Source organism: Rhizobium indigoferae, from assembly GCF_034554815.1.
Lineage (GTDB): Bacteria > Pseudomonadota > Alphaproteobacteria > Rhizobiales > Rhizobiaceae > Rhizobium > Rhizobium leguminosarum.
Window position 1 is genome coordinate 320,033 of sequence record NZ_CP140639.1, and the last position, 26,713, is coordinate 346,745.

Below are 26,713 nucleotides of genomic sequence, written 5' to 3' on the forward strand. Positions count from 1 at the left end.
TGGCGGTCAGATACGCGATATTGCTTCCATATCGCCGCTTGTGGCAAGTGCGGCGTCCTTCAACATCCATCGCATCCACTACGACAAAAGCAAGTTCACCCGCGTCGACGATCTGACCTCGGAAATCCGCAAGCTGGTGGCGGCTAAGCTGGATGACCTGGAGGTCTGATCTCCGCAAGCTAAGCCGAAAGCGGCAGGCACGATTTCAGCAATCCGCAACGTCGTCATACCTGCCTCCCTAGCGGCTACCGAGCGACCAGAGCTTCGGTTGTTGGGCGACACCAATGGTGTCCCGATACACAGGCACAGACGAGCGTTTCGTTCCATTGCCTTCGTTTCGGAGGTCCAGCTCTTTTTCCTCGACGAGGAAAGCCGTCACCTTGTCGATGTCGGCGAGGCGAGCAGGTGTTTCGTTGGCGATGGAAGTGACGAAATCTCCATATGGAACCGAAATGTTCTTATGGACGCCCCGCATTCTCCGCATGAAGTCTTCAGCAAGCCAGTCTTTCATAACCTCCTCGTCTTTGGCGCCGAACCAAAAATCCGGAGCGCCGTCCGGATCGATGTTCGGATTGAAGCCCAACATCTCCAAGCCGCCATGCCCTTGATGCAAGGACTGATTATTGATCAGCCAGTGGCTGTCGACCATCACATTTCGCGCCTTGAGATGGTTTGACAGATGAACCAGCCATAGGTCCTTCCGGGCTTCCTTCGAACGAAGAAAAAACGGGCTTTGAAATTTTGCTTTGGTAGCATCGGCGATGTGCCGCAACAGCAGACGTTAAATGACGTATCGTCCACCTTGCTCGTCCTTGAAGCGGAGAAATTCGCGAAGCTGCTCTTCCGATATTACTATGGGCGAGACGCGCTTCAACGTCTGTGGCTTGTCGGTCAGGTAGTCGATCAGCCAACCGACCGCAAAGGTGAGAGTGCATTCTGCTGCGCTAAAGCGCAAAATCTTCCGAACCGTTTCGAATGCAACGTCGGAGTAGCCTTTCTGATCCAGCAGAAAGATTGACCGCCCAACCCCGCGCTTGGTCCGGCCTTCAATTCGACGACAGATATCCGGAAATACGGTTTCAAAGTCGGCGTTGTAAAGGAAGATTGATCGGTCAAGCTGGTCTAGGTAACCGGCTTTGATCAGCTCCGCCCGCAAAAACTCGACATGATCCCGTTTGCTGTCGACGAAGTGATACTCCGCGTCGATCGTCAAAGGCTTGTTTCGACCGGCATTTGCTATCCGTTCTGCTTTCGCGACCGCCTCGAGAAACAAAAATGGGGTGCCGCTTATGATCGAACCGTCGTCCGTAAACCGCCCGCCGCCGCAGAAGCCATCAACGAGAGTGATGCGCTGTCGGTCCTGGGCATGATTTACAAGAATTGCGGGAAAGTAACTTTCCAGATAACACGCGATAAGTCGAAGCTTTGCATCACTGTGCGGGCTCTGCGCTTTCTTCGCCCGCACGATTAAGACCAATGGCTGGCCCGAAAAGGTCGTCATCGACAAGAGCGGCGCGAACCTGGCAGGATTGCAAAACATCAACTGGCTGCTGCTGTTGTTGTATGGATGGTTTTTTGTGCGACCGGTGTTCGACACCGGGCATGAGGTCGCGCCTGGCGGCATCATAGGACCGGAGCTTGTCGGTGATCATGACCCGTGGTGTCCGCCCTTGAGCCTTCAGCAACTTGCGCATCAGACGCTTTGCCGCCTTGGCATTTCGGCGGCTTTGCACCAGCACTTCGAGGACGAAGCCGTCCTGATCGACGGCACGCCAGAGCCACTGCTTCTTGCCATTGATGGCCACCACACATTCGTCGAGATGCCATATGTCGCCCAGGCAGCCGGCCGACCGTCGCTTGATCTCCCGGGCGAAATGCCGTCCGAATTTCTCCGCCCAGCTTCGAACGGTCTGATGCGTGACGATGATACCGCGGGACGCCAGCATGTCCTCAACCATGCGCAGGCTGAGCGGAAAGCGAAAGTAGAGCCATACCGCGGGCGCAATGATCTCAGCGGGATAGCGGTGGCGACGATAAAGCCGATCACGAGCAACTTCTGACATGGCCCATGTACGCAAATCTTCATCAGCCGTCGGTTAACTTTACGGTGCCAGCAGGACTTCAAAAGGTTAATAAGGCGTGAAGAGCAGAACGTATTTCAGCTCAACGCGTTCGGCCGACCGCCTTGCGACACGCCCGAATATGTCTTGCGGGCGCCAGCCCCGGCGAAAGACGCGCCCGAAGAACGGGAAGCCATTGCAATCGTCCTACGACGCTTTTTGTGCAATCTTCGCCTCTCTCTCCGGAGGGGGCGCATTGACGAGCTCGGATACGAACGTCGTCAGCGGTACGATGTTTTCGAGTTGGCTCGCCTGTTCCAGGGCGTCCATGTACTCGTCCCGGCGCGCGACCGGTATGACGGTCCAGGGGACTCCGCACTCTGCCAGCAGAGCATTCATGATGAAGCGTGCCGTTCGGCCGTTTCCGTCGGGGAACGGATGGATGTAGGTGAACAGGAACGGAGCGACGACGGCTTTCGCGCGCGGATCGGGTTCCTCTTCGATGGATTCGAACAACGCGTCCATTGCATCGGCAATGGCATTCGGTGGCAGGGGGACATGCGAAGAGCCGCGCAGGTAGACGTTGTGCGAACGATAGCCGGCGAGTTGATGCGCCTTGATGATACCCGCGGTGACCGAAGGACTGAACATCGCGCGAAACCAGTCTTGATGCCTTTCTTCAAGCAGTTTGCCGGTCGGCGCGCCATCAAGGATTTTCTTGATATCGTCGCGCACTTCCTCGAAAGCCAGTCGATATCCCTTGGCGGCCAATGCGTTTTTGGTCTCGTAGTCCTGTGCGTCCTCGTCCGGCTTCCACGCTCCGTCCTGGACCCTCTGAATGAGATCTTCGGACACTTCATATCCCTCGATCGAAAGCGAGTTCAGCGCGTCCGCCACATAGCGCTCGTCGATCTGGGCGATGTATCCGTCGCGGTCATTGATGCGCAGTTGCTCGAATCCAATGTTGTCGAGCGCATCTTTCCTCATCCTCGCCCAGAGGTTCTTGATGCGCGTGGCGGAGGGAGCCTGAGCACGCCGCGCATCGAGTTTGACCAGCTCGGTCGCAGGATTGAAGGGGTTCTCTTCGTGGGGATTGTAACCGGCCGCGTCCAGGGCTTTCATGATCGTGTCGGCGTCGCGCTCCCTGCCTAGATGGCGCAGAGCTCCCGCGACACGGCCACCCACATGGCTGCGTCCGCCATCAAGAAGATATTGCAGCAGCGAGCTGGTTCCACGGATCGAGCCGATAACGGCAATGACGTCGGTTGCTGATGTTTTCCAGGACTCCGGCGACAGGTTGCAGACCGCCTCTTCCATCGGCATCAATCGCAACCGCTCTTTCGTCTCCGCCGGTTCATTGTCTTTCGAACGCAGCAAATAGAGCGATGTGTCGCTTGGCAGTTTCACGAGCTGGTTGTTCGCCTTTGGGCTTCTGACGATGGCCTGCGGCGGAATGGAGTGATTTTCTGACCAGAGAGCAACCGATGCTTCCGCGGAGAGGCGCCATTCATTGGGGAAGCGGTCATCCAGATATCGGGCTAAAAATTCCCAGTACACGGTACTCCACGCGGCATCGATTCTATTCTTGGCGGAAGGCCTCGAATTGACTGCCAGCCAGCCTTTCATGATCTCTTCGAGAAAGCCGTTGTCCTGCAAGCGCTCTCTATGGACGCGGCTGAGCTCGTCCGACTTCACGACCGACCTGGTGCCATTCTGGGTGACACCCCTCAGCTCCGAGAGCGATGTTGCGAGCAGTTCGTTGGGTTTCGCCATGCCGTCCTCCTGTGATCGCTCCACCTTTATGCACATCGGTAGCACAAAACCTGTCGATGGCTGCTGGATGGAGATGCACTAATTTACCGCATAAAGATTACACTACTTTTCTGCGTATGAATCACACTAATTTTGTGTATCTGAATCGCACTAGTTTTCGGTATGTTATTCACACTAATTTCCCACATCCGAATCACACTAAAATTGCGTATCTGGTTCGCACTAGTTTTTGTATATTGGTGGGTCGGGGGGAAAGGATAAGCGGTTTGGAAAATAGCCGAGCCCAGGCGCTGGCGCTGGCCCGCTGGATCGCGACGATGTTGGTGTCGGCCGTCCACCAGCCGTTGCCAACGGCAACGATCATCTCGGGGTCGGAGAGCATGGATTGCAGGACCGGCCAGACGATGAGCTGCTCGTAGCAGATCAACGGGGTAAGTCTGACCGGTCCGATCCCGACAACGGGATTGGCGAAGAAATAGGCACTGGCGCCACCGATCTGGTCCAGAAGTCCTGGTAACGCTGTCGGATCGCCGACATCATCCACGGTCAAATCGGACAAACAATCTCACCACTGACAAGATTGAGACCAAGGTGCAGTTTGCGCCATCTTTTGCGTTTGGTCTTGGTTTTGTGCTTGTTTTCCAGCCACTCGCCCTCGCCCAAGACCTTCAAGCCGGTGCTGTCGACAACCAGATGGACCGGACCTGATGTTGTGGCTCGGGACTTTGTCGACGGCAACGCCAGCCCTTTGCTCCGGCGAGACAGGGTGGAGAAGTCAGGCACGGCAATATCGAACCCCATCAGCGCCGCGACACTACGCATCAAGCCTTGGGTCTGGCGTAGCGCCAGCCCGTAGACGACGCGCAGGGTCAAGCACAACGTAATCGCCAGATCCGAGTATTTCGGCTGACCACCCCGCGATGTCCGCCTCCGCGTCGTCCATAAAGACAGGGCCTCAGGCGGCGTTCGAAATCCAGTTCGAAAGAACCGTCTTCGGCTCTGCGCCAACCGAGATATCGGCGACTTCGCCGCCCTTGAAGATCGCAAGCGTCGGAATGGAGAGCACACCGAACTGTGCGGCGAGTTCCGGATTCTCATCGATATTGAGCTTGGCGACCTTGACCTTGCCTTCCATCTCGACGGCGATTTCTTCGAGGCTCTGCGCAATCATCTTGCACGGGCGGCACCATTCAGCCCAGAAATCGACGACGACGGGTTGTGCGGATTCCAGAACTTCCGACTGGAAATTATTAATATCGACTTTCACGCTAGGCATAGGCTGCTCCTTTGACGGTATTGGGGGTTGAACCACATGTGATGGTGCGGTGCGGGATTTTCAGTTTCCGACCCGACGCTATTTTGGACATAGGGGGCGTTGCCCCTGTGATGCCGGAGTTTGCCGAGACAAGGCGGTCGGACCCCTTGACCATGCGCGGATTCTCAAAAGTCGGCATAATTGCCTTCTGACGGTTTTGTATATGCAGGACGTATTTTTTCCGTCGCGACATATAGAATCGTTATTCATGACGGTCAACAGTCAATAAGCTGCCGCGCTGGTACTCTCACATTGATTGAGCGGTAAGGAAATTGAGGGAGCAGCGCACCCATTTCCGTGAGTGCACCGACCGACAAGAACGACCGCTATCCGATCGAAATCGTAGCCCGTGCTGTCTGGCTCTGCTTTCGCTTTCATCTGAGCCTGCGCGATGTCGAGGAAATGCTGCTCGATTTCGGGATCGTCGTTTCCAACGAGACCGTCCGCCGATGGTGGCGAAAGCATGGCCCTGATTATGCGCGCCGCATACGCCGCAAGGCGCCGACTAAAGGCGATGTCTGGCACCTCGAATGTGTGCCGCGCGGCACCCACAGCAATGTGGGGGCCGCGCTGCACGGAATTGGTGCAGGGATCAAATTTCAACATTTTTCATCTATGCGGCCGGATCGAAAATAGGTTGATTGATCCAGCATGCCGCACAAACATAATGCCGCCCGCCGCCATCACATCGGTAAAATGAAGTTCAAAGTGACGAACTGGGCGGAGTATGAGGCGGCGCTTCGCCGCCGTGGCAGTTTGACCGTTTGGATAACGCCGGAAGCTTTTATCGGTTGGGCTGCCCCACGTCGCAAGACGCGTGGTGGCCAGCCTCTCTATTCGGATCTGGCGATCGAAACTACTCTGATGCTGGGCATGGTGTTTGGGCTGCGTTTGCGCCAGAGCGAAGGGCTTTTGAGTTCGGTGCTCGACATGATGGGATTGGATCTGCCTGTGCCCGATCACACCACGTTGAGCCGGAGGGCCAGAACCTGGAAGCCATTGAGCAAAAGCAATGACCGCCAACCTGTGGCGGACGGGCCGGTTCACGTCTTGATCGATAGCACGGGATTGAAGGTCTATGGCGCGGGCCAATGGCTGGAAGAAAAACACGGCGTAAAGTCCCGGCGCAATTGGCGAAAGCTGCATCTGGCTGTTGATGCCGACAGTGGCGAGATCATTGCACATAGTCTGACAGATCAGGAAACCGGCGATGCCTCTCAGCTGGAGCCGTTGCTAGATCAGATCGACGATGAGATCGACCAGTTCACTGCCGATGGAGCCTATGATGGCTATCCAACCTACGACGCAGTTCTCCGTCACAGCGCAGGCGCAAGGGTCGTCATTCCACCGCGCTCGAACGCGGTTGAACGGCCCAACGTCCAAGCATCCTGCCAGAGAGACGACCACATATCATCCATGCAGGCAGATGGCCGGCTGAAATGGCAGACGTCCACCGGCTATGGCAAACGGGCGCTGATCGAAACGGCGATGGGCAGATACAAGGGCATCATCGGGCCGCGTTTGCACGCTCGTTCATTCCGGTCGCAGCAGACAGAGGATGCGATCGGGGTCACCACACTGAACCGAATGCTCGCCTGCGGACGCCCGAAATCCGTTCGTTGCGAGGCACCGACGGCAGCAACGAAATAAGTACGCATCAAAGACCGAATGATGACCCGTCACTGAGCGGTGCACCAACGCCCATCTGCGCTTGTTCAATATGGTTCTGAAGATTGGGCCAGACGGTCGACCGCGCAGCTACGCGCCGAAGGCGCGCGGGAAGCGTGCCGCGTCGTTCCACCCAGACCTTGCGCAACAAATCACTGACGCGGCGGAAGCCGCCTTGAAGGAGCGAGCAGCCCATGCATATCGCCAAAATTAAGCAGGCTGCGATCCTGCTCGGCGGCACGGTCGCGGCGCGTCGCTCGTCGCTACTAGTCAAGTTGATGTTTTGCAATCCTGCCAGGTTCGCGCCGCTCTTGTCGATGACGACCTTTTCGGGCTAGCCATTGTTCTTAATCCGTGGCCGACTTTTGCACCGGCGCTCTCAAACGTTATCTTCATCTGGTTCACTCGCCGGAGTTTCAGCTTGTACACGGCGCACCTGAACATCAGTCCGGCGTCTGATCCTTTCGTCTGGTCACCTCCTCAACTCCGATGTCTTCTGTCGCAATTGCGAAGGGGTTGGCGATGGGGATCGGGTTCGCAGGATCGCGCCGTCGGCAATCGGCGCACCCGGCAGCCTTCGCGGGCACTGTCTATCCTACACGTGACGAGGAAGGGGGCTGGCCGAAGACGAACAGGCCGGCACCTGCGATCCACGCTGATGCCGGCCGTGATGGGCGGAACTTGGCAGGGGAAAAAGCTATCCGTGGATATAGGCAGCGGACAGCGGTCCGAGCTGCGCCGAGATCTGTCGCCACCTCGCCGGCTGCGCGCCGGTGCGGGAAATCATCGCTTCGATCAAGCCCGTCGATACCGCATGCTTCAGTTTGGGGTCACCGCTTCGCATGCCGAGCTCGATCAGCTCGAATACCCTCTGGCGGTCTTCAAGCGATGAAAAACGCTCGGCGATCAGCCATCCCATATCCGAATAGACGGCGTGCATGGCGGAGAGATCGATCGGCTGGCCGGTTGTCGATCCTGCTTCCAGGGCCGGCGCCCCAGGGATGTTCTGCGTCAGTTCGGATGTGATTGTGCTGGTATCCATCGATGTCGTTCCTTGTCCTGCTGAAATCGTTTGGCGCGGCCGTTGGCAGTCAGTCCGGACGAAAGGCAGAAACGTTGTCACTGGTGATCCAGGTTGGCCCTTCGCCACGTCCGCTGACGAGCCACGCCAGGCTGACCCCGAGCGCTTCGGCAATCATCACGAGGCGGTCGGGGAAGGGAGCGTCACGATCGTTTTCCCAGTCGATCCAGGTGCCTGCCGCGATGCCGATTGCGAGGGCGGCGGCTTCGACCGACAGGCCGTTCGCGTCGCGCGCCAGCGACATCCGGCCGCCGATGGTGTCGTCAGTCGTGTAGAATGTGTCCGGGCTGTCGATATACATCTGTCGCTCCTGCTCGATCTTGCGAAGATGCTCACCAGCACGATGGTGCTGGGGAGCATGATGTCGGAGATCAGCCTTCCTCGCCGATCCAGCTCTTCACCTGGTCGGGGTGGTCGGCAATGTACTTGTCGACTGCTTCATCATAGGAGCTCTGCTGCGCGGTAAACATCGCCGCTTCCAGATCGGGAATCGGCAGCTTCATGCGCGACAGGAAGTCGGCAACCTTGGGATTTTCCGACTTGAAGTCCTTGCGCGCCAGAATGTCGACGTGCTCGGCTTCACCCAGCGACTTTTTCGGGTCGTCGAGGTAGCGCAGCTGGTGCTTGCCGAACATCCAGTGCGGGCTCCAGGCGGTGGCCACGAACCACTTTTCGCCGCGCACGGCGCGATCGACGGTGGTCAGCATGCCTGCTTCGCTGGAGATCTGCAGCTTGTAGCTGCCCAGCCCGTAATCCTTCTCGGCCTTCTCCGACAGGCGCGTTAGGCCGGCGCCGGGGTCGATGCCCTGGATGGTGCCGGAGAGCTTCTTCTGGACGTCTTCCTTCTTGAGATCCTCGATCGAGCCGATCTGGTCTGCGGGAATGTAGTCCGGGACGACCCAGCCGAGCTTGGCGCCGTCATAGACGGTGCCGAGCGTCTCGACCTTCTCCTTGACCTTGGCATAATAGTCCGCATGGGTCTGCGGCAGCCAGGCCATCATCATCGCATCGAGATCGCCGCGGCCGACACCCTGGTAGAGCGGCGCCACGTCTGCCTGCACAAGCTCGACCTTCTGGTTGAGCTTGGTCTCGATCAGCCTGGCAGCGAGCTTAGTGACGAATTCGGCGTCGGACCATGCGGCCCAGCCGATCTTCACCGGCTTGGCATCCGCAGCCATGGTCGCTGTGACGGTGCCAACGAGAAGGGCGGCGGCGAGGCCGAGGGTTGCGAGTGTTTTGAACATATGTGCTCCTTTTGTGAAGGTTCGCATTAGACGGGTCGTTGCCCGCAATGGTCTGACGCGGGGGTCAGGCGGTAGCGGTCGCCAGTTCCTCGCGCTCGGTCTTGCGGAACAGTCCCAGCCAGAAGGCGGCGCGGGGCTTTCCGAGGCTCTGGGTGATCCGGTCGAGAATGACGGCCAGGATGACAACGGCGATACCGCCTTCGAAGCCGGTGCCGACATCGAGACGCTGGATGCCCGTCAGTACCGTGTTGCCGATGCCGCCGGCACCGATCATCGAGGCGATCACCACCATCGACAGCGACAGCATGATCGTCTGGTTGATGCCGGCCATGATCGAGGGCAGGGCATTCGGCAACTGCACCTTGAAGAGCAACTGCGTGGCGGTGCAGCCGAAGGCATTGCCGGCCTCGATGAATTCGCCATCCACCTGGCGGATGCCGAGATTGGTGAGGCGGGCCACCGGTGGCATCGAGAAGATCACCGTGGCGATCGCGCCGGGTACGGCACCGAGGCCGAAGAACATCGCGGCCGGGATCAGGTAGACGAAGGCCGGCATGGTCTGCATCAGGTCCAGAACAGGGCGCACGAAGGCGGCGACGGAATCCTTGCGCCATGGAGATGCCGAGCGGCAGGCCGACCAGCATGGCGATCAGCGTCGAGGCGATCACCAGCGACAGCGTCTCCATCATCGGGCCCCAGAGGGCGATGTGATTGACGAGCAGCAGGCCGAGCGCAGTGAACACCGCAAAGCCGATGCCGACACACCAGAGCGACAGGATCACGAAGATCGCGATGCCGACAGGCATGGGGATAGCCAGCAGGGCATTCTGGATGCCATCCGTGACGAAGCCGATGGTCGCGGCGATGGCGTCCAGCAGCGGTGAGAAATTGTCGAGGACGTAATTGACGGCAGCGTCAATGCCGTTTCCGATATCGAAGTTCATAGTATATCCGATGTGTTTGGGGTCAGCTGGCGCGATCGAGCGTTTCGAGCAGCGCCGACTTGCTGATGGAGCCGATATAGCGGTTGCGATCGCAGACGACGGGTACCGGCCATGGGCTGGCGGCGACCTTGCCGAGCACGTTCGACAAAGGCTCGGAAGCCGGGATGGCCTGGATCTCAGTCAGGAAAGCGCCGCGATAGGGGTCGGCTGCCTTGGCCCGCATCTTCTCGATCAGCGAAGTTTGGCTGATCATGCCGTGATAGGTCTTGTCCCGGCCGAGGATGATCGCGTATTCACGATCGTAGTTCTTCATCCGCTCGAGCTTGGGGGCAAGGTCAGTGGCGACGATAAAGCGGATCACGAGCAACTTCTGACATGGCCCATGTACGCACATCTTCATCAGCCGTCGGTTAACTTTACGGTGCCGTGTTGTTTCTATCGAGGGTCTTGGGACCCTAACGACGACGATCATTGGCGAAATGCCGGCCAAACTTCTCCGCCCAAAGCCTCACGGTCTGTGAGAAACGATGACGCCACGGGCTGCCAGCATATCCTCGACCCTGCGCAGACTGAGCGGAAGCCGGAGATAGAGCCACACCGCATGGGCAATCACTTCTGCAGGAAATCGATGGGCACGGTAAAGTGGATCACGGGCAAGGCTTGTCATACCGCCAGATCCCACATTTTGATCGATGCCCGGTTAACGTGGTACCGCACCTCGACCACTGCTACGAAATTGGCGATGGCCGCGGCTTCTATAAGCTGGTGGGTGTTCGGCGGCGGGACGATTCTGTCGCCGAAGTCTAAGCCGACGCACTTCACGTCCGAGCACATCGGGCCACAATCAAGCAGCTTCGCACAGCAAAGTACGTTCTATAACGAAACTGGCTAACCTTTGGTGAAGTCGCTTAGGAAATTGTCAATTTCGTCGATCGGCTGCGGTCCGGGATCGGAAGGTAACTTGGCGCCCCTGGCAAGCGCACGCCGCTTGAGTTCGGAAGCTTGTTCTCGCAGGAACCCAAGATACCGCTCCCGAACCTCTTGCATTTCAATCTCGCCGGTAATCCATTGTTCGATCCATACGAGGAAACGCGGATCCTCCTCCGTCGGCAATCCCGCGCGACGGAGACGATCAAAGGCTTTTTGCGCGGCAAGGCGTCGTTGTTCGCTCTTCATAACCTTGGCTAATATCAGATTCGGCAAAAGAAAACGTGGCCGACATCTCCGGCGAACCGTAAGCGAAAATCCGCCTACGCCGAACACATTCTGATATGCATCCGTTGCACCCCTTCCGTGAAGACCTCGTCTGTTGGTCGAAAAGAGCTGGGATGGGCGTGTCGCAAAGCGGTCGGCCGAACGCGCTGAACTGAAATACATTCTGCTCTTCACGCCTGATTAACCTTTTGAAGTCCGAAGAGACGCGCGAGCAGATCGTTCTGATCATTGACGGTCCACTCTCCGGAGAAGCCAAACCCTTTTCGCAGCCACAGCATCGCTTCGAACCCTGCGACAGTTCGACGCGCGGTTTTGAAGGATTGGAATCCGCCGATCTTCGGCATGTTCTTCTTCACGCGGAAATGGTCACTCTCAATGCCTTGTTGGAGATGTTTGGTGACATAATGAACCGGATCCGGATGCAGGTGGCCATCGTCGACTGACGTCTTGATCGCCGACGGAAAGGTGTTGGCGCCGTCCGTGCCGATCTTTGCCGGTGACAACAAAGGCTCGTCCTTCAGCATTGTGCGGAAGAAGCGCTTGGCGGCATCGAGATCGCGCTTTGCAGTCAGAAGGAAGTCGATTGGGTTGGTAATCCCCCCGTTTTTAGCGGGGCTCTGCAGTAGAATTCACGCAGCCATTTTCAATTTCTGTGCGGGTGTGATGCCGCCGATGCCCATATTGGGCCGTTCGTTGTTGTAGGTCCATAGCCACTGTGTGGCGAATTTCTGTGCCTCCTCGATGCTTTCGATGATGTTCTGGTCGAGCCATTCATGGCGGACGGTGCGGTTATAGCGCTCGACATAGGCATTCTGTTGCGGCTTTCCGGGCTGGATGTGGTTCAAGGCAATCCCTTGTTTCTCGGCCCATTCCATGAGCTTGCCGCTGACATATTCCGGGCCGTTGTCCACCCGAATGGCGTATGGTTTGCCTCGCCATTCGATGATCTGGTTCAGACTGCGGATCACGCGTTCAGCCGGTAGCGAAAAGTCCACCTCGATGCCGAGCCCCTCGCGGTTGAAGTCATCCAGCACATTCAGCAGCCGAAACTGCCTGCCGTCCTCCAGGCGGTCTGCCATGAAGTCCATCGACCAGACCATGTTCGGTTGATCCGGGACGATCAGCGTATCGGGTTTGTCCCGCTTCAAGCGCTTTCTTGGCTTGATCCGCAGGTTCAATTCCAGCTCGCGGTATATCCGGTAGACCCGTTTGTGATTCCACAGATGCCCCCGGACATTGCGCAGGTAAAGGAAGCACAGGCCGAAGCCCCAGCTCTTCTTTGCTCGCGTCAGCCCGATGAGGAGATCGGCGATCTGTTCGTTCTCCTCGTTCAGCTTGGTGCTGTAACGATAGCAGGTCTCGCTGACCTCGAAGGTGCGGCAGGCGAGCGCAATGCTCACCCCGCGCAACGCCACTGCTTTCCCGGCCATCTCCCGGCGTTGAGATGGCCGCGTCACTTTTTTCCCAGAGCCTCTTTGAGCAGTTCGGCCTGCATGCTCATCTCCGCATACATCTTCTTCAGTCGACGGTTCTCGTCTTCCAGAGCCTTCATCTGACTGATCATCGATGCGTCCATGCCCCCATACTTGGCCCGCCATTTGTAAAATGAGGCCGTGCTCATCCCGTGCTCCCGGCATAGCTCGGGAACTGGAACACCACCTTCTGCCTGGCGCAGGATGGCCATTATCTGCGGTTCGCTAAATCTGCTCGTCTTCATCAAAATCTCCTCGATCATAAAGCCCGAGAAAATTCTACTTTTGAAGCCCATTAATTGGCGGGGGGATTACCGGTTTCCGTGCTTGTCGATGGCACGGTACAGGTAACGCCACTTGCCGCGGATCTTGACGTAGGTCTCGTCGATCCTGACCGAACCACAATGCGGGCGCCGAAACTGGCGCAGCCGCTTCTCGATCATCGGAGCATAGGCAAGTACCCAGCGGTTAATCGTGCTGTGGTCCACTTCGAAGCCGCGCTCTTGGAACATCTCCTCAAGGTCTCGGTAGCTGAGCGGATACCGCAGATCCCAGGCCACCGCCTGCACGATGAGCCATGCCTCGAAATGCCGCCCTTTGAAATCATCTTTCGACCGGCGCTTCAGCTTCTCGGCAATGGTATTCAGAAACACAGGCTCGCTCCACAAATTCGAAGCGAGAATTTCTCCGGCGAGCGTCAACAGACGGTGAACTAAGAAAATTTGCGACTGGCCCTCCTCGCTCATACTATATGACTTCAGGCCTCAAGTGGCTCGCCCGAGGGAAATCCCCCGGGCGGGCTGGATCACGAGATCAGTCCCACGGAATAACGGCCATCAACGCGTCATCATCCTGACCGGGATAGCGGCCGAGATTGGCATTCAGCTTGCCGTGGCCGGTACTAATGAAGACGCTATAGTAGTCGCCCCCATTCTGGTTCTTGCGTTGCCAGACCGCCCCGATTTCAACCTGGCGGCCCCTCGGGGACTTCGCATAGAGTCGGTAGACCGGCGCATCGGGATTGGTGCTGCGGTTTTCCTTGCCCGCAATGTCGAGGTCGTAAGAGATCGATGCGATGTTGCCGGTGAGGGTGCCGTCTTCATTGAAGCGGATGAAGTTCGAAATTTCGCTCATGGTCTGTCTCCTTGGTTACAGTTCCCGAAGGGAAGCTCGTTCGGGCGAAGCCTTCCCGGTCTGCCCGGGGAATGGCCTCTGAAATTCCCCCGGACAGAGGGGGAGGGCCAAAGGCCCATGACATCACCCTCCGTGCCGGTCAAGCGGCCCGTGAAAGCGCGCCATCTTCCGCACCAGTCCGGACTGCGACCGGACCACGTGAAGAATCCCGCCCTCCGCGCCACGCCACGTGACAGTCCCATTTGCCGCCGTGGGGCGGGCTGGAAACAACAAACATGGCCCGAAGCGGCCACAATGTTAGGGAGCGAAGCGCCCAACCGGAACGGGCGGTGGCCCAAGCATTTCGACACTCTGTCGCCCACCGTTGGTTCAGCTCTCGCGGGAAAACCATGGCCTCGAGCTTATTGGGACTGGCAGACGGACGTTCACCGGAGCTTACCAACATTCCGGCGAAGGATGTCGGCAACAGCTTTCAGACCTTGGCGTTCTACGGCCTCCACAAAATCCTCATGCGACGGCAGTGATGTGCGAAGGTTGCTTCGAGCAAGAGCCACACTTTCGATCAGGGCATCAGGATACTGTCCGTATAAGCCAATGAGGAACGCATCGGGTGAGATACAGGTTACTCTAAACGGCTTTAGGATCTCGATCGGGAAATCTTTCGCATTCCAACTGACGATCAGCGACGCCTTTGCCGCGATGGCAGCGGCCAGGACATGGCGGTCGTCAGTGTCCGGCAATTTGAGCTCAGGGATCAGGGATCGGTAATCGCGAACATCGGCCTCCGGCAAAACGTCCTTCATCCGGTCCCGCGTCACCTCAAGTCGTTGCACCGATACGGTTGGAGCGTTGGCAGCAAGATTGCGTATCCACTCTGCGTGGATCTCATCGGACCACCGCGCGTCGAACAGCCCGTCGAAAGCGGCCTGAACCAGAATATTCCTCAGATGAAAAGGGTACAGAACGCAGGCATCGAGGACCGCGACCGGCGGTTTAGAGGCCATGAGAGCCGATCAGATCCTCTGTATCGTTTGCCAGGGCTTCGAGCGCGGTCTGTCGAACATCGAGCTTGGCCTTAAGTGCCAGGACATCCTTCAAAAGCGCTCGCCGATGCTTGCCGACAAAACGGAACGGCAGATCGCCGCGATCCATCCGCAATACGACAAGCGGCCGCGAAATTCCGAGAATTTCGGACACCTCCGTCGGACTGAGTTCCTGATCCTCAGTCAGCAGGGCAAAGCTTTCTCCACTCGACAGACGATCGATCAAGGTTTCGATCGCAACGGCGGCAGCAGGCGGCAGCGCCAAGGTCTGATCGCTGCCATCGCGTCGTCGAACATGAAGTTCCACACGGTCGCCGGCCGATAGTTTCGGCAAGGTTGCGACTGTTTTGCGGTCCAGGTCCGACAGACCAGCAAATTTCACGACGTGGCTAGCCATCACTTGTTCTCCTTGGCAATCAATATAGAGGTCCAAACCGCTAACTGCAATAACTGAAAGTCCTCTCGGAAGACGTCGGCTCCGTTCTTCTGGTGGGTGAGAAGGGAGTTTCGAGGGGTGGGGCTTTTGGGGCACCTGCGCCGCGCCGTTCGATGCGGCACGGCGCAGCACCGGGCACAAACAGTGAGGGCAGGGGGAGGGCGCCGCCAAAGTCTGGCGACGCCGCCGATGTCCAAATCCATGAAGCTTTCAGAGCCGCCATCCGCTCACCGAGCAGCCACAGAGGTACTGTCACATTGATTGAGCGGTAAGGAAATTGAGGTAGCAGCGCACCCATGACCGTGAGTGCACCGACCTACAAGAACGACCGCTATCCGATCGAAATCGTAGCCCGTGATGTCTGGCTCTACTTTCGCTTTAATCTGAGCCTGCGCGATGTCGAGGAAATGCTGTTCGATTTCGGGATCGTCGTTTTCCTACGAGACCATCCGCTGATGGTGGCGAAAGCATGGCCTTGATTATGCGCGCCGCATACGCCGCAAGGCGCCGACGAAAGGCGATGTCAGGCATCTCGATGAAGGTGTGCCGCGAGGCACCTACAACAGTGTGGGAGCCGAGCTGCACGGAAGATGAGGGTAGGTCCCTCGAAACCGACCGTCAGGGGTAGGTTTCAAACCACTGCAAGCTGCGACGGTAAAGAGCCGTGGTGGTGAGCGTTGCAGAAAAGGCGGATCTTAGTCCGTCAGGTAGGCCGTGAGGGCACGGCCTGCCTGAAAAGCGCAGGCTCGGCCTCACCTGGCCACATTCAAACAACGTCACAACGCCGGCCGCCGACATGGGGGATCGTTCTTCCCGGCCGAAGACGAGCCCACGCCGGATCGCGGAGCGGATCGCTGAGGAAATTGTCTCGCGGCGCCCTCACTAAGAGAAAATTCAATGAGGCACGAAGGGCCTTCTGATGGAGCCGGCAAGTTTGTTGGCGCGGCAGCTTATTGGCTGTTGACAGTCATCGCTAACGCTTCTATGTCGTCATGACGGCTTACAGGCCATATTCATACACATACCCGTCAGGAGGCAATTGTGGCACATTTTGAGAATCCGCGCATCGTCAAGGGGGCCGACCTCCTTGTCTCGGCGATTGGGAACGACGGGGTCGAGTACATCTTCGGCGTCTCCGGCGAAGAAACCCTCGAGGTCGTCGCTCCTGCTCCATCTGCATCAAGTCGGCGTCTTCCTGTCACGACGGGGACATCTCCATGCTTTCAAAAGAAGGATACTGTCGCAATGGCCCGCCCCCGCAGAAGCCATTTCAGAAGACGAGATCACCAGCGTGTATTGTCCAACAGATGGAACACGCGCCGCGTTTTGAAATCGAAGCAACTCGAGCTGATCCTTAACACGCTCATTCCTGGCGCACGAAGCGCAGGATAAAGCACTGATGGAGAATAAAAATGACATCTAGCTTAAATAGCGGCTCTCCAGCCCCGTCGATCGACGTGCAGGACTGGCTGCGTGGCGATCGGATTTCCAACTTCCAGCTCGGCAAGATCTACATCCTCGACTTCTTTTCGACTACCTGCAGTAGTTGCGGGCCGGCGCTGTCCCACTTGGCGCAGCTGCAGGAGGAATACAGCGACATGGGCGTTGAGGTCATCGGCGTTGCAGCAGTTGAGGAAGCTGCAACGGCTGACGAGGCCCGAGCTCAGGTGGACGCATGGGCAAGTAAATGGCTCCCGAATACGAACATACGGATCGCGTTCGACCACTCAGGCGAAATGGCTAAGCATTGGCTGGATGCCAGCCTGACTTTCCATGTTCCACAGGCGTTCGCTGTCGACCGAGACGGCAGTATCGCTTTTATCGGCCCCCCGGACTCACTCGAGGACGTTCTGCCAAAAGTGATTGACGGCAGCTGGCGCGCCAGCGCGGAAGCAAAATATGCCGAAAACGAGCGCATTGCTAAAGGCGAGATCGATGCTCCTGAGATAGCGTTGTTTGATCGAATCAATGCGGCCACAGAGATTGGGGATTGGAAGACGGCGCTCTCGGCCATTGAAGAGGGAATCAACCGTTTCCCGGACAACATCAATTTCCACCTGTGGCATGTCGTGACATTGATGAGAGAAATGCGCGACATGGCGGCGGGCTGGATAGCATTGGGCCAATTTGCTCGCACTGCAATTGAACGAAACTCTGAAGTTTGGCTTTCTGCGGCGTTGGACGAACTCGTCAGTTGGTACGATTACTCGGGCCTTCCATTGGCGGAACGCTTTTCGATGGGCAAGGAGCTCTCCGAACGAATCCTGAGACTGCTGCAGCAAGGTGCTCTCTCACGCGCTTATTCTTACAAGACGATTGCCCGTTACTATCATGAAAGCGGCGACAACGGCCGGGCTGTGGATTTGCTCGAGCAGGCTTTGAAGTTCGTGGACGGAGAGTCTCTCCCGGACGTCCAGAAGCGGGAACGGCTGCTGGAATTGCTGTATACCCTGGCGGAATACAAGGGTGAGGAGGTTTGTTATGGGGAGATTTGCGTGCCACCGCCGAAGCAGAGTTGAAAATAGCAACCTGTTGGCGCTGCTGAGGCAGCGTCCACATGTCACCAAGCATCTTCAGGAGGGCATCGAGATGCGACCATTTCCGGGTGAAAAAGAACATGCCCAAAATCACTCTCCGGCAAAGGACAACGAATGTTCTGCGATTACTTCCATTTCCTGAAGGGGTCGACGCAGCCAGCCTCGCAACGGCACGGCGACACCGGTCCATCAACACCAGTGGCTTGCGCAGCGGACAACTCTGACGCAACAAAAAGGCGATCTGAGGCGAAAAAGGTCCGGCCCAAGACGGAGGCGCTAGACGAAACACGCGGTCAGTTGATGAAGCGCGTCATTGCCGGATCCGCAGTCACTTCCTGTTTACTGGTGGCCACCCCATCATTGGCCGCCGCAGACAACGCTCTGTTTTCCTCCGACGACGGCAATTTCGTCGTTTTCGGCGGACTCGGCCTCGCCAACATCAAGGCCCAGGAATTTGTCTATTACGGCGATCGCAAGCGCAGCCAGCTGAACTGGGAAAGCAAGGGGATGACCCTTTTCACTGTTGGTGTGGACGCGCAGATTGACAACGACTGGAGCTTGAAAGGCAGCGTCGAAATCGGCACCGGTCACATGGTTGCTGGAGCGACCGCTCAATCCATCCCCCTCCCCTTACCGAACTCGATCACTATGTCGCCGGAGCGATCCAGTTGGACCGGATCATCTACGACAACGCGACCAGCAGTATCGCGGTCGGCGCCGGTGTCCAATATACCGACTTCAAGTGGACCGCCTATGGCGGGTCCGGCATCTATTCGTCCGCGGGTGGCTTCCGAAACAACGCCTGGAAGGATCCAGACTGGGTAAGCGACAAGCTGACCCCATCTGGCGTCAGATGCGTTGGCCGCTGTATTGCGGACAGACGATTCACAAACTGTGAGCTTCTATGTCTGCGCCTAGCTCTGGAACTAGAAACTTCCATATGATCGAGGCTGTTCCGGAACGGCTTGAGGGCGCCCCACGGCAATTTCGGCGCCGCTGGTCCGATGATTTTAAAGCGCGGGCTGTGGCTGAGGCAATGGAGCCCGGCGCAAGCGTCTCGGCCATTGCGCATCGCATCGGCATACATCCCTCGCAGCTATTTGGCTGGCGTCGTGATGCTCGTGACGGACAACGATCCTCCTCGCAAGATCGGGCTGGTCAGACAGAGACTGGGACGATTGGCACACGTGCGATGATCGAGCTTATCATCGGCGACGTCGTTATCCGGGCCGACGCAGATATCGGCGAAGCACACCTGCAGCGGGTGATCCGAGCGGTGCGGTCGGCATGATCCCGTCCGGCGTGAAGGTCTTTCTTGCGAGCCATCCCATCGACTTCCGAAAGGGGCCGGACAGCTTGCTTTCGCTGGTACGGGATGCTGGCAGTGATCCGTTCAACGGTGCACTTTATGTCTTTCGGGCCAAGAGAGCAGACCGAGTCAAGATCGTGTGGTGGGATGGCTCCGGCGTTTGCCTCTATGCGAAGCGGCTGGAAAAAGCCCAGTTCTGCTGGCCCCGGATCGGCCATCATCGCGTCCAGCTCAATCATGCCCAGCTTCTGGCTTTAGTCGACGGAATGGACTGGAAGCGGGTTCGATCCACGCCGGTGAAGCCTCCCGAGATTGTTGGGTAAAACCGCTGCGGCGAAGTGAATCAGGTCCCTGAAAACATGGGCGGAGCGCGGCAAAATATGCTCTGATCATACCCATGACGCGGCCCGAGATTGAGCTCCCGGATGATGTAGAGGCTCTCAAAGCCATGGTTCTTGCCATGGCCGCAAAAGCAGCCCGCGTCGAGGCTTTGGAGAAGCAGGTTGACGATCTAGAGGCCCGCAACGCGGACGCCGATGAGCGCATCGAGCGGCTGACGCAGATCCTGAAGGCTTTCGATCGCGCCCGATTTGGCCGACGCTCGGAAAGGCTTGCGTCATCCACCGTCGATGACGAGCAGCATGCCTTTGTCTTCGAAGAGATCGAGACCGGCATTGCGACGATCAAGGCTCAGGTCACGAAAGGCCGCGGTAGCGCGGACAGCAAACGCGCTCCGCGGCCACGCAAGGGCTTTGCGCCTCATCTTGAGCGCGTCGAGGTCGTGATCGAACCGGAAGAGCTTCCAGAACATGCAGGTAAGACCAAAATCCTGATTGGAGAAGACGTCTCCGAGCGGCTGGATGTCGTGGCAGCGAAGTTCCGTGTCATCGTCACCCGCCGGCCGAAGTATGCCTTTAGGAATGAGGATGGTGTCGTCCAGGCGGCGGCTCCGGCACATATCATCGAAGGTGGCATTCCGACGGAAGCACTTCTGGCCCAGATCGCCGTTTCCAAATATGCCGACGGGCTGCCACTCTATCGCCAGGAAGCCATCTACGCACGCGACAAGGTCGAACTCGACCGCAAGCTGATGGCTCAATGGATGGGCAAGCTGGGGTTCGAGCTCAATATCCTCGCCGACTACATCCTCGATGAGATCAAGAAGGCCGAACGGATCTTTGCCGACGAAACGACCTTGCCCACACTTGCACCTGGTTCCGGATCAGCGAAGACGGCATGGCTATGGGCGTATGCCAGGGATGACCGGACTTTTGGGGGCAGCGGTCCACCGATGGTAGCCTATCGCTTCGAGGACAGTCGAGCCACCGAGTGTGTCGCACGACACCTGAGCGGCTATCGTGGAATCCTGCAGGTCGACGGATATGCCGCTTATAACAAGCTCGTCCGGAAAGATGGAGGCAATGACAGCGCCATCCTGGCCGGCTGCTGGTCGCACAGCCGGAGAAAGTTCTACGAGTTGCATGTCGCAAAGAGCTCGAAAATCGCTACCGACACCGTCGAGCGTATGGCGAGGTTATGGGAGATCGAGGAGCGTGTGCGCGGCCAAAACCCTGAAGCTCGTGTCGCTGCACGCCAGGAGATCTCCGCAGCGATCGTCCGTGACCTCTTCACTCTCTGGCAGGCGACCCTGCCGCGGGTCTCTGGAAAATCCAAACTCGCCGAAGCTCTGCGGTATGCCATCTCGCGTCGAGACATCTTCGAGCGCTTCCTGACCGACGGCCGCATCGAACTCGACTCCAACATAGTCGAGCGAGCAATCAGACCCCAAGCGATCACGAGAAAAAATAGTCTATTCGCTGGAAGCGACGGTGGCGGCCGGACTTGGGCGACCATCGCGACGCTCCTGCAAACGGCAAAGATGAATGCAGTCGATCCGCAAGCTTGGTTGACCCAGACGCTTGAGCGCCTTGCGAATGGATGGCCCAGCAGTGAAATCGACGCGCTCATGCCATGGAACTACGCCGCCTGAACGGCCCCGGCTTGTCGCTTACCAGACTGGGTAAGAGGCATCAGCTATCAGCAACAGATTCCGATTGGCTTCCTCAGCCTGAGCGGCGAACACGTCCTCGGCGATCTTACCATCAGCGGCGACCTTCAGGCCGGCTTGAGCTTCGGCATCAAGGACATCGACGACCATTGGAAGAGGGATCTCCGGTTTCATGATGACATGAACCCAGCGCCGACACTCAGCGCAACTGTTGCCCTTGACTACGCGATGACGCAGCTGCTTCGCTCTATCTGTCCGGTTCGTTCGAGCAGGTGTTTAACAGCCGCGGGAAAACGCAAGACGAGGACACCGAGGGCACACGCTCCGCCTGGGAGGATGCGGCCGGGGCAAACTTTCAGTCGACGTCGATCTCCATCGGGCTAAAGGTCACGTTTTGACGTGGTAGCGAGCCACTTTGCATCAGAAGACTATCGCCGCGCACCAGTCCCGGCTCCTTCGCTTAAAGTGCCGAACTGGGTGCTTGGCGAGCCGTTCACGCACTTCCAGTCCGGCTCATTGTCGGAAAGTTCGGTTATTTCTCGAGTATGATTCCCGTCCACAATGCGAGCATGTATGCCGCGGTACGCTATGGAGGAGAATTACATGCCAACGCCAGGAGTGGAGCTGCAGCTCAAGCTTCTTTGAATAACAGAACCCATGCTCCGAGGAGAAGGCATGTATAAGCAGCACGAAGATAAACCAGGATGGGCCCGGTCCAAGGCCAATAAAGCCTATAAAGGATTGAAGAAGCTTGTTGTCGATTTTCAGGTGGCCCCTGATACGCGACTCGATCCGAGTATAATCAGCGATGTCCTTGAAACCAGCGTTACCCCGGTGCGCGAGGCATTGATTCAGCTCGAAACCGAAAATTACATCGTGGGCTCTCCGCGCAATGGCTACTACACCAAGAAACTCGATACAAAGCAAATCTCGGATGAATATGGTGTTGCCAACACAATCCTCCAGCATGTTATTAGAGAAAACCTAGATGAGCATTCTAGGACGTGGCCGGTGCTTCCAACGATCCCCAGGTCTGACGACTGTGACTTGTTCGGGCAGTTCCTCGAGGTATTTTATGAAGGGGTCGCAGAGGCTGGGAACAACGGAAGAATGCTGGACCTCGTTCATGAGTTCAACATTCGGACGAGATACGTTCGCTTTTTGGACTTGCAACGGCCGGAGCGTCTGTCGTGCATCAGAGGTGAAATGAGCGAGCTTTTGGAGCTTATTGATAAGCGAAACAAGAATGGGGCGATCGCAAATGTTGATCGGCAATTGAGAGCGATAATTTACTGCGTTCCTGATCTTGTGCTGGAGGGTAATCTTCGTGCCCGGAATAAGAAAGAGAGCTGGTCGCAGACATTGTTGTCAATGGCGGAGTAAAAACCGGCCACGCGGCGGCGCAAAAGTCGGCCACCTCGGCGCGCGCGCATGAGACCCGCGGGGCCTGATGAGGTGGACGGCCTCCTGCGCCGGCGCGTGAAGTGCCATGATGCGGTTGTTAGGAGCCGCAATGAGGAGAGCCGTCCATGAAGGAAGTTATCACAGTCGGAATTGACATCGCTAAGAACGTTTTTCAGGTTCACGGCGTTAGCGCACAAGGTGACGTGGCGTTGCGCCGGAAGCTTCGCCGCAGCGAGGTCTCAGAATTCTTCGAACGTCTGCCGCCGTGTTTGATTGGTATCGAAGCCTGCGCGACAGCGCATCATTGGGCACGTCATTTGATGGCGCTCGGGCATGAGGTTAGGCTGAGGCCGGCCGCTTACGTGAAGCCCTATGTCAAACGGCAGAAGAATGACGCAGCGGACGCGGAAGCGATCTGCGAAGCGGTTCGACGTCCGACGATGCGGTTTGTGCCGATCAAGAGCGAGGAGCAGCAAGGAGTGCTGATGCTGCACCGCGCTCGAGAGCTGCTTGTTCGTCAAAGAACGATGCTGATCAATGCGTTGCGCGCTCACCTGGCAGACTTGGGATCGCGACCCGGCTTGGGCCGATGGGCGTAAAGGATGCAGTGGCACTGATCGAACACGCCGATCACCACTTGATCCCGGAGATTGTGCGACGTGCTTTGTCTCCCCTGTGCGATCAACTGCGCCATGTTCACACGAAGATCGAAGAGATGGACCGGCAGATACTCGAATGAAACCGCTCGAGTGCGATCAGCCAACGCCTGGCGACAATTCCGGGTATCGGGCCGGTTACGGCCAGTGCTGACCTGCCACGGAAGTTTCATCCGGCTGCGATTAGAGCCTCGGCGGCTTTTGAACCGCCCCAGGTTTCTGGACCAGCTGAGGTGAACCGCCCCAGGTTTCTGGACCAGCTGAGGCTTGAGTTTCCGGCTTCATTCAGGGAGGCGGGCTGGTTGCGCCTCCTGATTTCATCAGCGAGATCGGCACCTTATTGCCGATCGCACCATGTGGCCGAAACTCATTATACTCTCTACGCCAATCCTCCATCTTTTCGCGGGCATCCGCAAGGGTCAGGAACCAGTGCTGGTTCAGACATTCGGCGCGGAAGCGGCCATTGAACGCTTCAATGAACGCATTGTCGGTCGGTTTGCCGGGGCGTGAGAAGTCCAAGGTGACGCCTTTGGCATAGGCCCAAAGGTCAAGATCGCGAGACACGAACTCAGTCCCCTGATCCACCCTGATCGTCTTCGGATAGCCAACTTTCCGGCATACTCGTTCCAGGGTTTGCACGACATCTTCACCGCGATAGCTGTGACGTGGATCAAGCACCGGTACGTAACGCGAGAAGGTATCGACCACCGTCAAGACGCGCAGCTTCTTCCCAGTCGCGAGTTGGTCGTGAACAAAGTCCATAGCCCAGACATCGTTCGGACCGACTGCCATTTGCCGATCCTCCCGCAGCTTGGCTTTGACTCGCCGCTTCGGCGTCTTGTTGCGCAGTTGAAGACCCAAGTCCTTGTAAATGCGATAGGTTCGCTTGATGTTGGTGCCCCAACCCTCGCGTTCCAACAGCACATGCACACGACGATAGCCGTAACGGACACGCGTCTCGCAGATCTCTCGAATACGACGTTCCAGACCGGCCTGATCGGCACGGCGAGAGGTGTAGTGGTAGGTCGAACGATCAAAGTTCAGCGCCTCACAGGCACGCCGGATCGAGATCGCCCAATCGCGGCACATGCCCTTCACCACCTCCCGCTTGCGAGCAGGCCTTAGAGCTTTCGCCGGATGACGTCCTGCAGCATCTCGCGATCGAGCGTCAGATCTGCGACGATCCGTTTCAGCCGAGCGTTCTCGTCCTCGAGTTGCTTCAGCTTCTTCATCTCCGGCGGCAACATGCCGGCGTATTTTTTCTTCCAGTTGAAATAGGTCGCCTGGCTGATCCCCGCCTTGCGACAGATCTCCGCGACAGACACACCTTCATCACCCTGTTTCAAAATGAACGCCTTTTGTGCGTCTGAAAACTGCGATGCCTTCATCGTCTTCCGTTCCTTTCCAAGCCAGGAAAATGCACCGGAAAACTCTAACCAAAACTGGTCCAGTTTGAAGGGTTCAGATCACTTTGAATACGCCAACTGGCGCGGTGGGAGCAACCGGCGGAAACGCGAAGCTTTCATCTTGCGCAGCGTTGGAGCCGGTTGCGGCGATGCTCCCGGCGTAGCCTGCTGGTGATTGGGGCAACTGCGGTGTTGCGCTTCAGTCGCACGTCGAAAGCTGCCTCGACACAATGGGCGACGGAATTGCTGGAGCGAAAACCAGGCAAAGTGGCGGCTGTCGCACTGGCCAACGGTGCTGATGGTGTGATGACAAGGGTCGAAACCCGGATCGGGATAATCCGCTTTGCGTTGATTGCGGCCTTTCAAGACTGCCGCTGGCCATGATGAAGTCCCCGAGATCAGGTTCCATACGGGCCCCCGCGCTTTTCGCGCTTGTCGGACCGCGATGAACTGACAAAACGCATCGCGGCTCTTGAGGCCAAACGAATTGGTGAGAAGGCCGGACACATGCCTGCCACCGACCAACCTGTCAAAACACCAAAATAGTCCTTGCCAAACGGAGGCCGTCCACACATGTCGCAAATTTTCGCAGTTAACGAGCTGTTGACCATCGGCGGGGAACTTACCGCTCCCAATGTGATGGAGCGGGCCGATGATCCTGAATGCCATTGCCGAAAAGCTGAAGCGCCAGTCGAAAGACGATTTCAAGGGCCGGCATTTCGAGGCGGGCTATGATGGCTTTTGGCTTGCCCGCTTTCTCCTCAACAGCGGTATCGATACCACCGTTTTGGACCCGTCCAGTTTTTTGGTTTCCCGCCGAGGCCGACGTGTGAAGACAGATCGCATCGATGTTGAAGCGATGGTGTTTACCCTAAAGGCCTATCTGCTCGGAGATAGGTCGGTTTGCCGCCCGGTGTGGCTACCCAGCATCGATGAAGAGGACGCCAAACGCCTATCCCGAGAACGTACCCAATTGAAGAAGGAGCGCACGCGCCACGTCAATCGCATTCGCGCCTTGTTGGTACTCCACGGTATTCGCTCGGTTCCCGGTCTTTGGGGAGGGCGCTGGAAGGAAGCGCTCTCGAATATCCGAACTGGCGACGGCAGGGAGCTGGGCCGTTTCATCTTCCGTGAGCTGTGCCGCCAGTTCGAACGGCTGGACCTCGTGCATTCGCAACTCAAGGCTCTGGAGAAAGAGCGCATTCAGGCTTGCAGATCCGAAGGAGAGATCAATAACGGCGCCAAGATCAGAGTTCTGAAGCAGCTTGATGGCATCGGCGAAATCGGTGCTGCACACTTGGTCGCGGAAGTGTTCCATCGAACATTTAAAAACCGAAAGCATCTGGCCTCTTACCTCGGACTGTCTCCCAGCCCGTATGCCAGTGGAGAGGTGCATCGAGATCAAGGCATCAGCAAAGCGGGCAACAAACAAGCGCGCGTGATGCTGATCGAACTGGCTTGGTGTTGGCTCAAGTACCAACCACAAAGCCAGCTCACGCGATGGTATCGCTCCCGCTTCTCGGGGCATGGAAGTCGGTCTGGAAAGGTCGGCATCGTCGCTTTGGCTCGCAAACTTGCAACAGCATTCTGGCGGTTCATCGAAGACGGTGTGGTGCCCGAAGGGGCCACTCTATCTATCGCCGCCAAATAAGGGTTCAACCGCCGACGGGCAGTTGAGAGGGAAGCGTGGCTACCGTGCGTAGAGATGGAAATCACACGCCGAGTTGTAGTTTGGTACCGCGTTTCGAAGCAGGCGTTTGGCCACCTTGGTCGGAGGCAGCCGCCTCAGCCGGATACAAGTGGAGGCACCAACGTGTGCCGGATTGCCAGACAACTGCGAACAACCGATGGAAAGCAACTTTGGGAGGGATGACGATGGATTGACAAACGCCGCTTCATACAAGTCTCTACGCCAATCCTCCATCTTTTAACTTTATACGAGACGCGTTGGTGGGTGCCCAGGCACGTGATATTGCGGCACGGTAATAAATGCCCGATGTCACCGCAT

At 57.5% G+C, this 26,713-nt stretch carries 24 protein-coding genes and 12 pseudogenes; 15 read left to right on the forward strand and 21 right to left on the reverse strand.

Annotation, left to right across the window (positions count from 1 at the left end):
* Positions 1-40: 40 nt before the first annotated feature.
* Positions 41-169 (forward strand): hypothetical protein, encoded by a 129-nt coding sequence (locus U5G49_RS36820; protein ID WP_281365689.1) that lies wholly within the window; start codon positions 41-43, stop codon positions 167-169.
* Between the two features lie 69 nt (positions 170-238).
* On the opposite strand, the gene U5G49_RS36825 is transcribed toward U5G49_RS36820, so the two are convergent.
* Positions 239-652 carry a hypothetical protein gene (locus U5G49_RS36825; RefSeq protein WP_193446115.1) on the reverse strand — a complete coding sequence of 138 codons (414 nt, stop codon included), beginning with the start codon at positions 650-652 and terminating at the stop codon, positions 239-241.
* Between the two features lie 129 nt (positions 653-781).
* The gene (tcmP, locus tag U5G49_RS36830) at positions 782-1,501 is read right to left on the reverse strand and encodes a three-Cys-motif partner protein TcmP (protein WP_193446116.1); all 720 of its coding nucleotides are present in this window, start codon (positions 1,499-1,501) and stop codon (positions 782-784) included.
* Between tcmP and U5G49_RS36835 the strand changes: the two are divergent.
* Positions 1,452-1,553: pseudogene (locus U5G49_RS36835) on the forward strand (IS6 family transposase); the annotation flags it as partial. The gene tcmP and the pseudogene U5G49_RS36835 overlap by 50 nt on opposite strands.
* A 21-nt stretch (positions 1,554-1,574) precedes the next feature.
* Here U5G49_RS36835 and U5G49_RS36840 read toward each other — a convergent pair.
* From U5G49_RS36840 to trxA, 4 genes and pseudogenes are all read right to left on the reverse strand, one after another.
* Positions 1,575-2,063 (reverse strand): annotated as a pseudogene (locus U5G49_RS36840) (IS6 family transposase); the annotation flags it as partial.
* A 204-nt stretch (positions 2,064-2,267) separates the two neighbouring features.
* Positions 2,268-3,833, reverse strand: a complete 1,566-nt coding sequence (locus U5G49_RS36845) for a Fic family protein (protein WP_193446117.1) — start codon at positions 3,831-3,833, stop codon at positions 2,268-2,270.
* 193 nt (positions 3,834-4,026) lie between these two features.
* A pseudogene (locus U5G49_RS36850) lies at positions 4,027-4,841 on the reverse strand (IS5 family transposase).
* Positions 4,789-5,109 (reverse strand): thioredoxin, encoded by a 321-nt coding sequence (gene trxA / locus U5G49_RS36855; protein ID WP_193446120.1) that lies wholly within the window; start codon positions 5,107-5,109, stop codon positions 4,789-4,791. Before trxA ends, U5G49_RS36850 begins: the two are co-directional and overlap by 53 nt.
* A gap of 330 nt (positions 5,110-5,439) precedes the next feature.
* Here trxA and U5G49_RS36860 point away from each other — a divergent pair.
* From U5G49_RS36860 to U5G49_RS36870, 3 genes and pseudogenes are all read left to right on the forward strand, one after another.
* Positions 5,440-5,679 (forward strand): annotated as a pseudogene (locus tag U5G49_RS36860) (IS6 family transposase); the annotation flags it as partial.
* A gap of 120 nt (positions 5,680-5,799) precedes the next feature.
* Entirely contained in the window at positions 5,800-6,798 is a 999-nt protein-coding gene (locus U5G49_RS36865) for an IS5 family transposase (RefSeq protein ID WP_193446122.1), read from the forward strand.
* A gap of 212 nt (positions 6,799-7,010) precedes the next feature.
* Complete coding sequence (locus tag U5G49_RS36870) at positions 7,011-7,154, forward strand: hypothetical protein (RefSeq protein WP_193446123.1); 144 nt, start codon at positions 7,011-7,013, stop codon at positions 7,152-7,154.
* A gap of 359 nt (positions 7,155-7,513) precedes the next feature.
* Here U5G49_RS36870 and U5G49_RS36875 read toward each other — a convergent pair whose 3' ends face one another.
* The 13 genes and pseudogenes from U5G49_RS36875 to U5G49_RS36935 form a co-directional block, all read right to left on the reverse strand.
* Entirely contained in the window at positions 7,514-7,858 is a 345-nt protein-coding gene (locus U5G49_RS36875; protein ID WP_193446124.1) for a DUF7674 family protein, read from the reverse strand.
* A 49-nt stretch (positions 7,859-7,907) separates the two neighbouring features.
* Positions 7,908-8,198 carry a helix-turn-helix domain-containing protein gene (locus U5G49_RS36880; protein WP_168255746.1) on the reverse strand — a complete coding sequence of 97 codons (291 nt, stop codon included), beginning with the start codon at positions 8,196-8,198 and terminating at the stop codon, positions 7,908-7,910.
* A 70-nt stretch (positions 8,199-8,268) separates the two neighbouring features.
* Entirely contained in the window at positions 8,269-9,141 is an 873-nt protein-coding gene (locus tag U5G49_RS36885; protein WP_027690936.1) for a glycine betaine ABC transporter substrate-binding protein, read from the reverse strand.
* A 64-nt stretch (positions 9,142-9,205) separates the two neighbouring features.
* A pseudogene (locus tag U5G49_RS36890) lies at positions 9,206-10,085 on the reverse strand (ABC transporter permease).
* Positions 10,086-10,107: 22 nt separating this feature from the next.
* The gene (locus U5G49_RS36895; RefSeq protein ID WP_322790960.1) at positions 10,108-10,446 is read right to left on the reverse strand and encodes a CBS domain-containing protein; all 339 of its coding nucleotides are present in this window, start codon (positions 10,444-10,446) and stop codon (positions 10,108-10,110) included.
* 97 nt (positions 10,447-10,543) lie between these two features.
* Positions 10,544-10,752 (reverse strand): annotated as a pseudogene (locus U5G49_RS36900) (IS6 family transposase); the annotation flags it as partial.
* A 221-nt stretch (positions 10,753-10,973) separates the two neighbouring features.
* On the reverse strand, positions 10,974-11,462 hold the full coding sequence (locus U5G49_RS36905; protein ID WP_246289391.1) for a hypothetical protein: 489 nt from the start codon (positions 11,460-11,462) through the stop codon (positions 10,974-10,976).
* Between the two features lie 8 nt (positions 11,463-11,470).
* A pseudogene (locus tag U5G49_RS36910) lies at positions 11,471-11,890 on the reverse strand (DDE-type integrase/transposase/recombinase); the annotation flags it as partial.
* A 39-nt stretch (positions 11,891-11,929) separates the two neighbouring features.
* Positions 11,930-13,017, reverse strand: a protein-coding gene (locus U5G49_RS36915) for an IS3 family transposase (RefSeq protein ID WP_193446125.1) whose coding sequence is annotated in 2 segments (ribosomal slippage) — positions 11,930-12,756 and positions 12,756-13,017 — 1,089 coding nt in all. Because the reading frame shifts where the segments join, the coding sequence is not laid out codon by codon here.
* 72 nt (positions 13,018-13,089) lie between these two features.
* A pseudogene (locus U5G49_RS36920) lies at positions 13,090-13,425 on the reverse strand (IS6 family transposase); the annotation flags it as partial.
* Positions 13,426-13,585: 160 nt separating this feature from the next.
* On the reverse strand, positions 13,586-13,906 hold the full coding sequence (locus tag U5G49_RS36925) for a DUF736 domain-containing protein (RefSeq protein WP_193446126.1): 321 nt from the start codon (positions 13,904-13,906) through the stop codon (positions 13,586-13,588).
* A 425-nt stretch (positions 13,907-14,331) separates the two neighbouring features.
* Positions 14,332-14,910, reverse strand: a complete 579-nt coding sequence (locus U5G49_RS36930) for a PIN domain-containing protein (protein ID WP_193446127.1) — start codon at positions 14,908-14,910, stop codon at positions 14,332-14,334.
* A complete protein-coding gene (locus tag U5G49_RS36935) occupies positions 14,900-15,346 on the reverse strand; it encodes a helix-turn-helix domain-containing protein (RefSeq protein ID WP_193446128.1) in 447 nt (148 codons plus the stop codon). Before U5G49_RS36935 ends, U5G49_RS36930 begins: the two co-directional genes overlap by 11 nt.
* 335 nt (positions 15,347-15,681) lie before the next feature.
* On the opposite strand from U5G49_RS36935, the pseudogene U5G49_RS36940 reads away from it, so the two are divergent.
* The 9 genes and pseudogenes from U5G49_RS36940 to U5G49_RS37285 form a co-directional block, all read left to right on the forward strand.
* Positions 15,682-15,931: pseudogene (locus U5G49_RS36940) on the forward strand (IS6 family transposase); the annotation flags it as partial.
* Positions 15,932-16,797: 866 nt separating this feature from the next.
* Positions 16,798-17,904, forward strand: coding sequence for a TlpA family protein disulfide reductase (locus U5G49_RS36945; protein WP_193446130.1), 1,107 nt, complete (start codon positions 16,798-16,800; stop codon positions 17,902-17,904).
* A 632-nt stretch (positions 17,905-18,536) separates the two neighbouring features.
* Positions 18,537-18,866, forward strand: a complete 330-nt coding sequence (locus U5G49_RS37280; protein ID WP_407693065.1) for a hypothetical protein — start codon at positions 18,537-18,539, stop codon at positions 18,864-18,866.
* Positions 18,863-19,213 carry a transposase gene (locus U5G49_RS36955; protein ID WP_082935752.1) on the forward strand — a complete coding sequence of 117 codons (351 nt, stop codon included), beginning with the start codon at positions 18,863-18,865 and terminating at the stop codon, positions 19,211-19,213. The genes U5G49_RS37280 and U5G49_RS36955 overlap by 4 nt, the downstream gene beginning before the upstream one ends.
* Positions 19,210-19,554 carry an IS66 family insertion sequence element accessory protein TnpB gene (tnpB, locus tag U5G49_RS36960; RefSeq protein ID WP_003592504.1) on the forward strand — a complete coding sequence of 115 codons (345 nt, stop codon included), beginning with the start codon at positions 19,210-19,212 and terminating at the stop codon, positions 19,552-19,554. The genes U5G49_RS36955 and tnpB overlap by 4 nt, the downstream gene beginning before the upstream one ends.
* A gap of 74 nt (positions 19,555-19,628) precedes the next feature.
* A complete protein-coding gene (locus U5G49_RS36965; RefSeq protein ID WP_130820205.1) occupies positions 19,629-21,221 on the forward strand; it encodes an IS66-like element ISRle3 family transposase in 1,593 nt (530 codons plus the stop codon).
* Positions 21,222-21,299: 78 nt separating this feature from the next.
* Positions 21,300-21,637, forward strand: a pseudogene (locus U5G49_RS36970) (omptin family outer membrane protease).
* 277 nt (positions 21,638-21,914) lie between these two features.
* Positions 21,915-22,622, forward strand: coding sequence for a GntR family transcriptional regulator (locus U5G49_RS36975; protein WP_193446681.1), 708 nt, complete (start codon positions 21,915-21,917; stop codon positions 22,620-22,622).
* A 146-nt stretch (positions 22,623-22,768) separates the two neighbouring features.
* A pseudogene (locus tag U5G49_RS37285) lies at positions 22,769-23,206 on the forward strand (IS110 family RNA-guided transposase); the annotation flags it as partial.
* 378 nt (positions 23,207-23,584) lie between these two features.
* Here the strand turns inward: U5G49_RS37285 and U5G49_RS36985 are convergent.
* Positions 23,585-24,607: an IS3 family transposase gene (locus tag U5G49_RS36985; RefSeq protein WP_322790970.1), complete on the reverse strand. Its 1,023-nt coding sequence runs from the start codon at positions 24,605-24,607 to the stop codon at positions 23,585-23,587.
* Positions 24,538-24,687, reverse strand: a pseudogene (locus U5G49_RS36990) (transposase); the annotation flags it as partial. The gene U5G49_RS36985 and the pseudogene U5G49_RS36990, both read right to left, overlap by 70 nt.
* A 670-nt stretch (positions 24,688-25,357) precedes the next feature.
* Here U5G49_RS36990 and U5G49_RS37000 point away from each other — a divergent pair.
* Complete coding sequence (locus tag U5G49_RS37000) at positions 25,358-26,356, forward strand: IS110 family RNA-guided transposase (RefSeq protein WP_284200610.1); 999 nt, start codon at positions 25,358-25,360, stop codon at positions 26,354-26,356.
* Positions 26,357-26,713 lie beyond the last annotated feature (357 nt).

What these genes read in the sequence shown, in the direction of transcription:
- U5G49_RS36965 (WP_130820205.1), top strand. Translation starts at nt 19,629, where the DNA reads ATGACGCGGCCCGAGATTGAGCTCCCGGATGATGTAGAGGCTCTCAAA.
- U5G49_RS36870 (WP_193446123.1), top strand. Translation starts at nt 7,011, where the DNA reads ATGCATATCGCCAAAATTAAGCAGGCTGCGATCCTGCTCGGCGGCACG.
- tcmP (WP_193446116.1), bottom strand. Translation starts at nt 1,501, where the DNA reads ATGACGACCTTTTCGGGCCAGCCATTGGTCTTAATCGTGCGGGCGAAG.
- U5G49_RS37000 (WP_284200610.1), top strand. Translation starts at nt 25,358, where the DNA reads ATGATCCTGAATGCCATTGCCGAAAAGCTGAAGCGCCAGTCGAAAGAC.
- U5G49_RS36955 (WP_082935752.1), top strand. Translation starts at nt 18,863, where the DNA reads ATGATCGAGGCTGTTCCGGAACGGCTTGAGGGCGCCCCACGGCAATTT.
- U5G49_RS36865 (WP_193446122.1), top strand. Translation starts at nt 5,800, where the DNA reads ATGCCGCACAAACATAATGCCGCCCGCCGCCATCACATCGGTAAAATG.
- U5G49_RS36875 (WP_193446124.1), bottom strand. Translation starts at nt 7,858, where the DNA reads ATGGATACCAGCACAATCACATCCGAACTGACGCAGAACATCCCTGGG.
- U5G49_RS36885 (WP_027690936.1), bottom strand. Translation starts at nt 9,141, where the DNA reads ATGTTCAAAACACTCGCAACCCTCGGCCTCGCCGCCGCCCTTCTCGTT.
- U5G49_RS36975 (WP_193446681.1), top strand. Translation starts at nt 21,915, where the DNA reads ATGTATAAGCAGCACGAAGATAAACCAGGATGGGCCCGGTCCAAGGCC.
- U5G49_RS36930 (WP_193446127.1), bottom strand. Translation starts at nt 14,910, where the DNA reads ATGGCCTCTAAACCGCCGGTCGCGGTCCTCGATGCCTGCGTTCTGTAC.
- U5G49_RS36845 (WP_193446117.1), bottom strand. Translation starts at nt 3,833, where the DNA reads ATGGCGAAACCCAACGAACTGCTCGCAACATCGCTCTCGGAGCTGAGG.
- U5G49_RS36925 (WP_193446126.1), bottom strand. Translation starts at nt 13,906, where the DNA reads ATGAGCGAAATTTCGAACTTCATCCGCTTCAATGAAGACGGCACCCTC.
- trxA (WP_193446120.1), bottom strand. Translation starts at nt 5,109, where the DNA reads ATGCCTAGCGTGAAAGTCGATATTAATAATTTCCAGTCGGAAGTTCTG.
- U5G49_RS36945 (WP_193446130.1), top strand. Translation starts at nt 16,798, where the DNA reads ATGACATCTAGCTTAAATAGCGGCTCTCCAGCCCCGTCGATCGACGTG.
- U5G49_RS36905 (WP_246289391.1), bottom strand. Translation starts at nt 11,462, where the DNA reads ATGTATTTCAGTTCAGCGCGTTCGGCCGACCGCTTTGCGACACGCCCA.
- U5G49_RS36935 (WP_193446128.1), bottom strand. Translation starts at nt 15,346, where the DNA reads ATGGCTAGCCACGTCGTGAAATTTGCTGGTCTGTCGGACCTGGACCGC.
- tnpB (WP_003592504.1), top strand. Translation starts at nt 19,210, where the DNA reads ATGATCCCGTCCGGCGTGAAGGTCTTTCTTGCGAGCCATCCCATCGAC.
- U5G49_RS36880 (WP_168255746.1), bottom strand. Translation starts at nt 8,198, where the DNA reads ATGTATATCGACAGCCCGGACACATTCTACACGACTGACGACACCATC.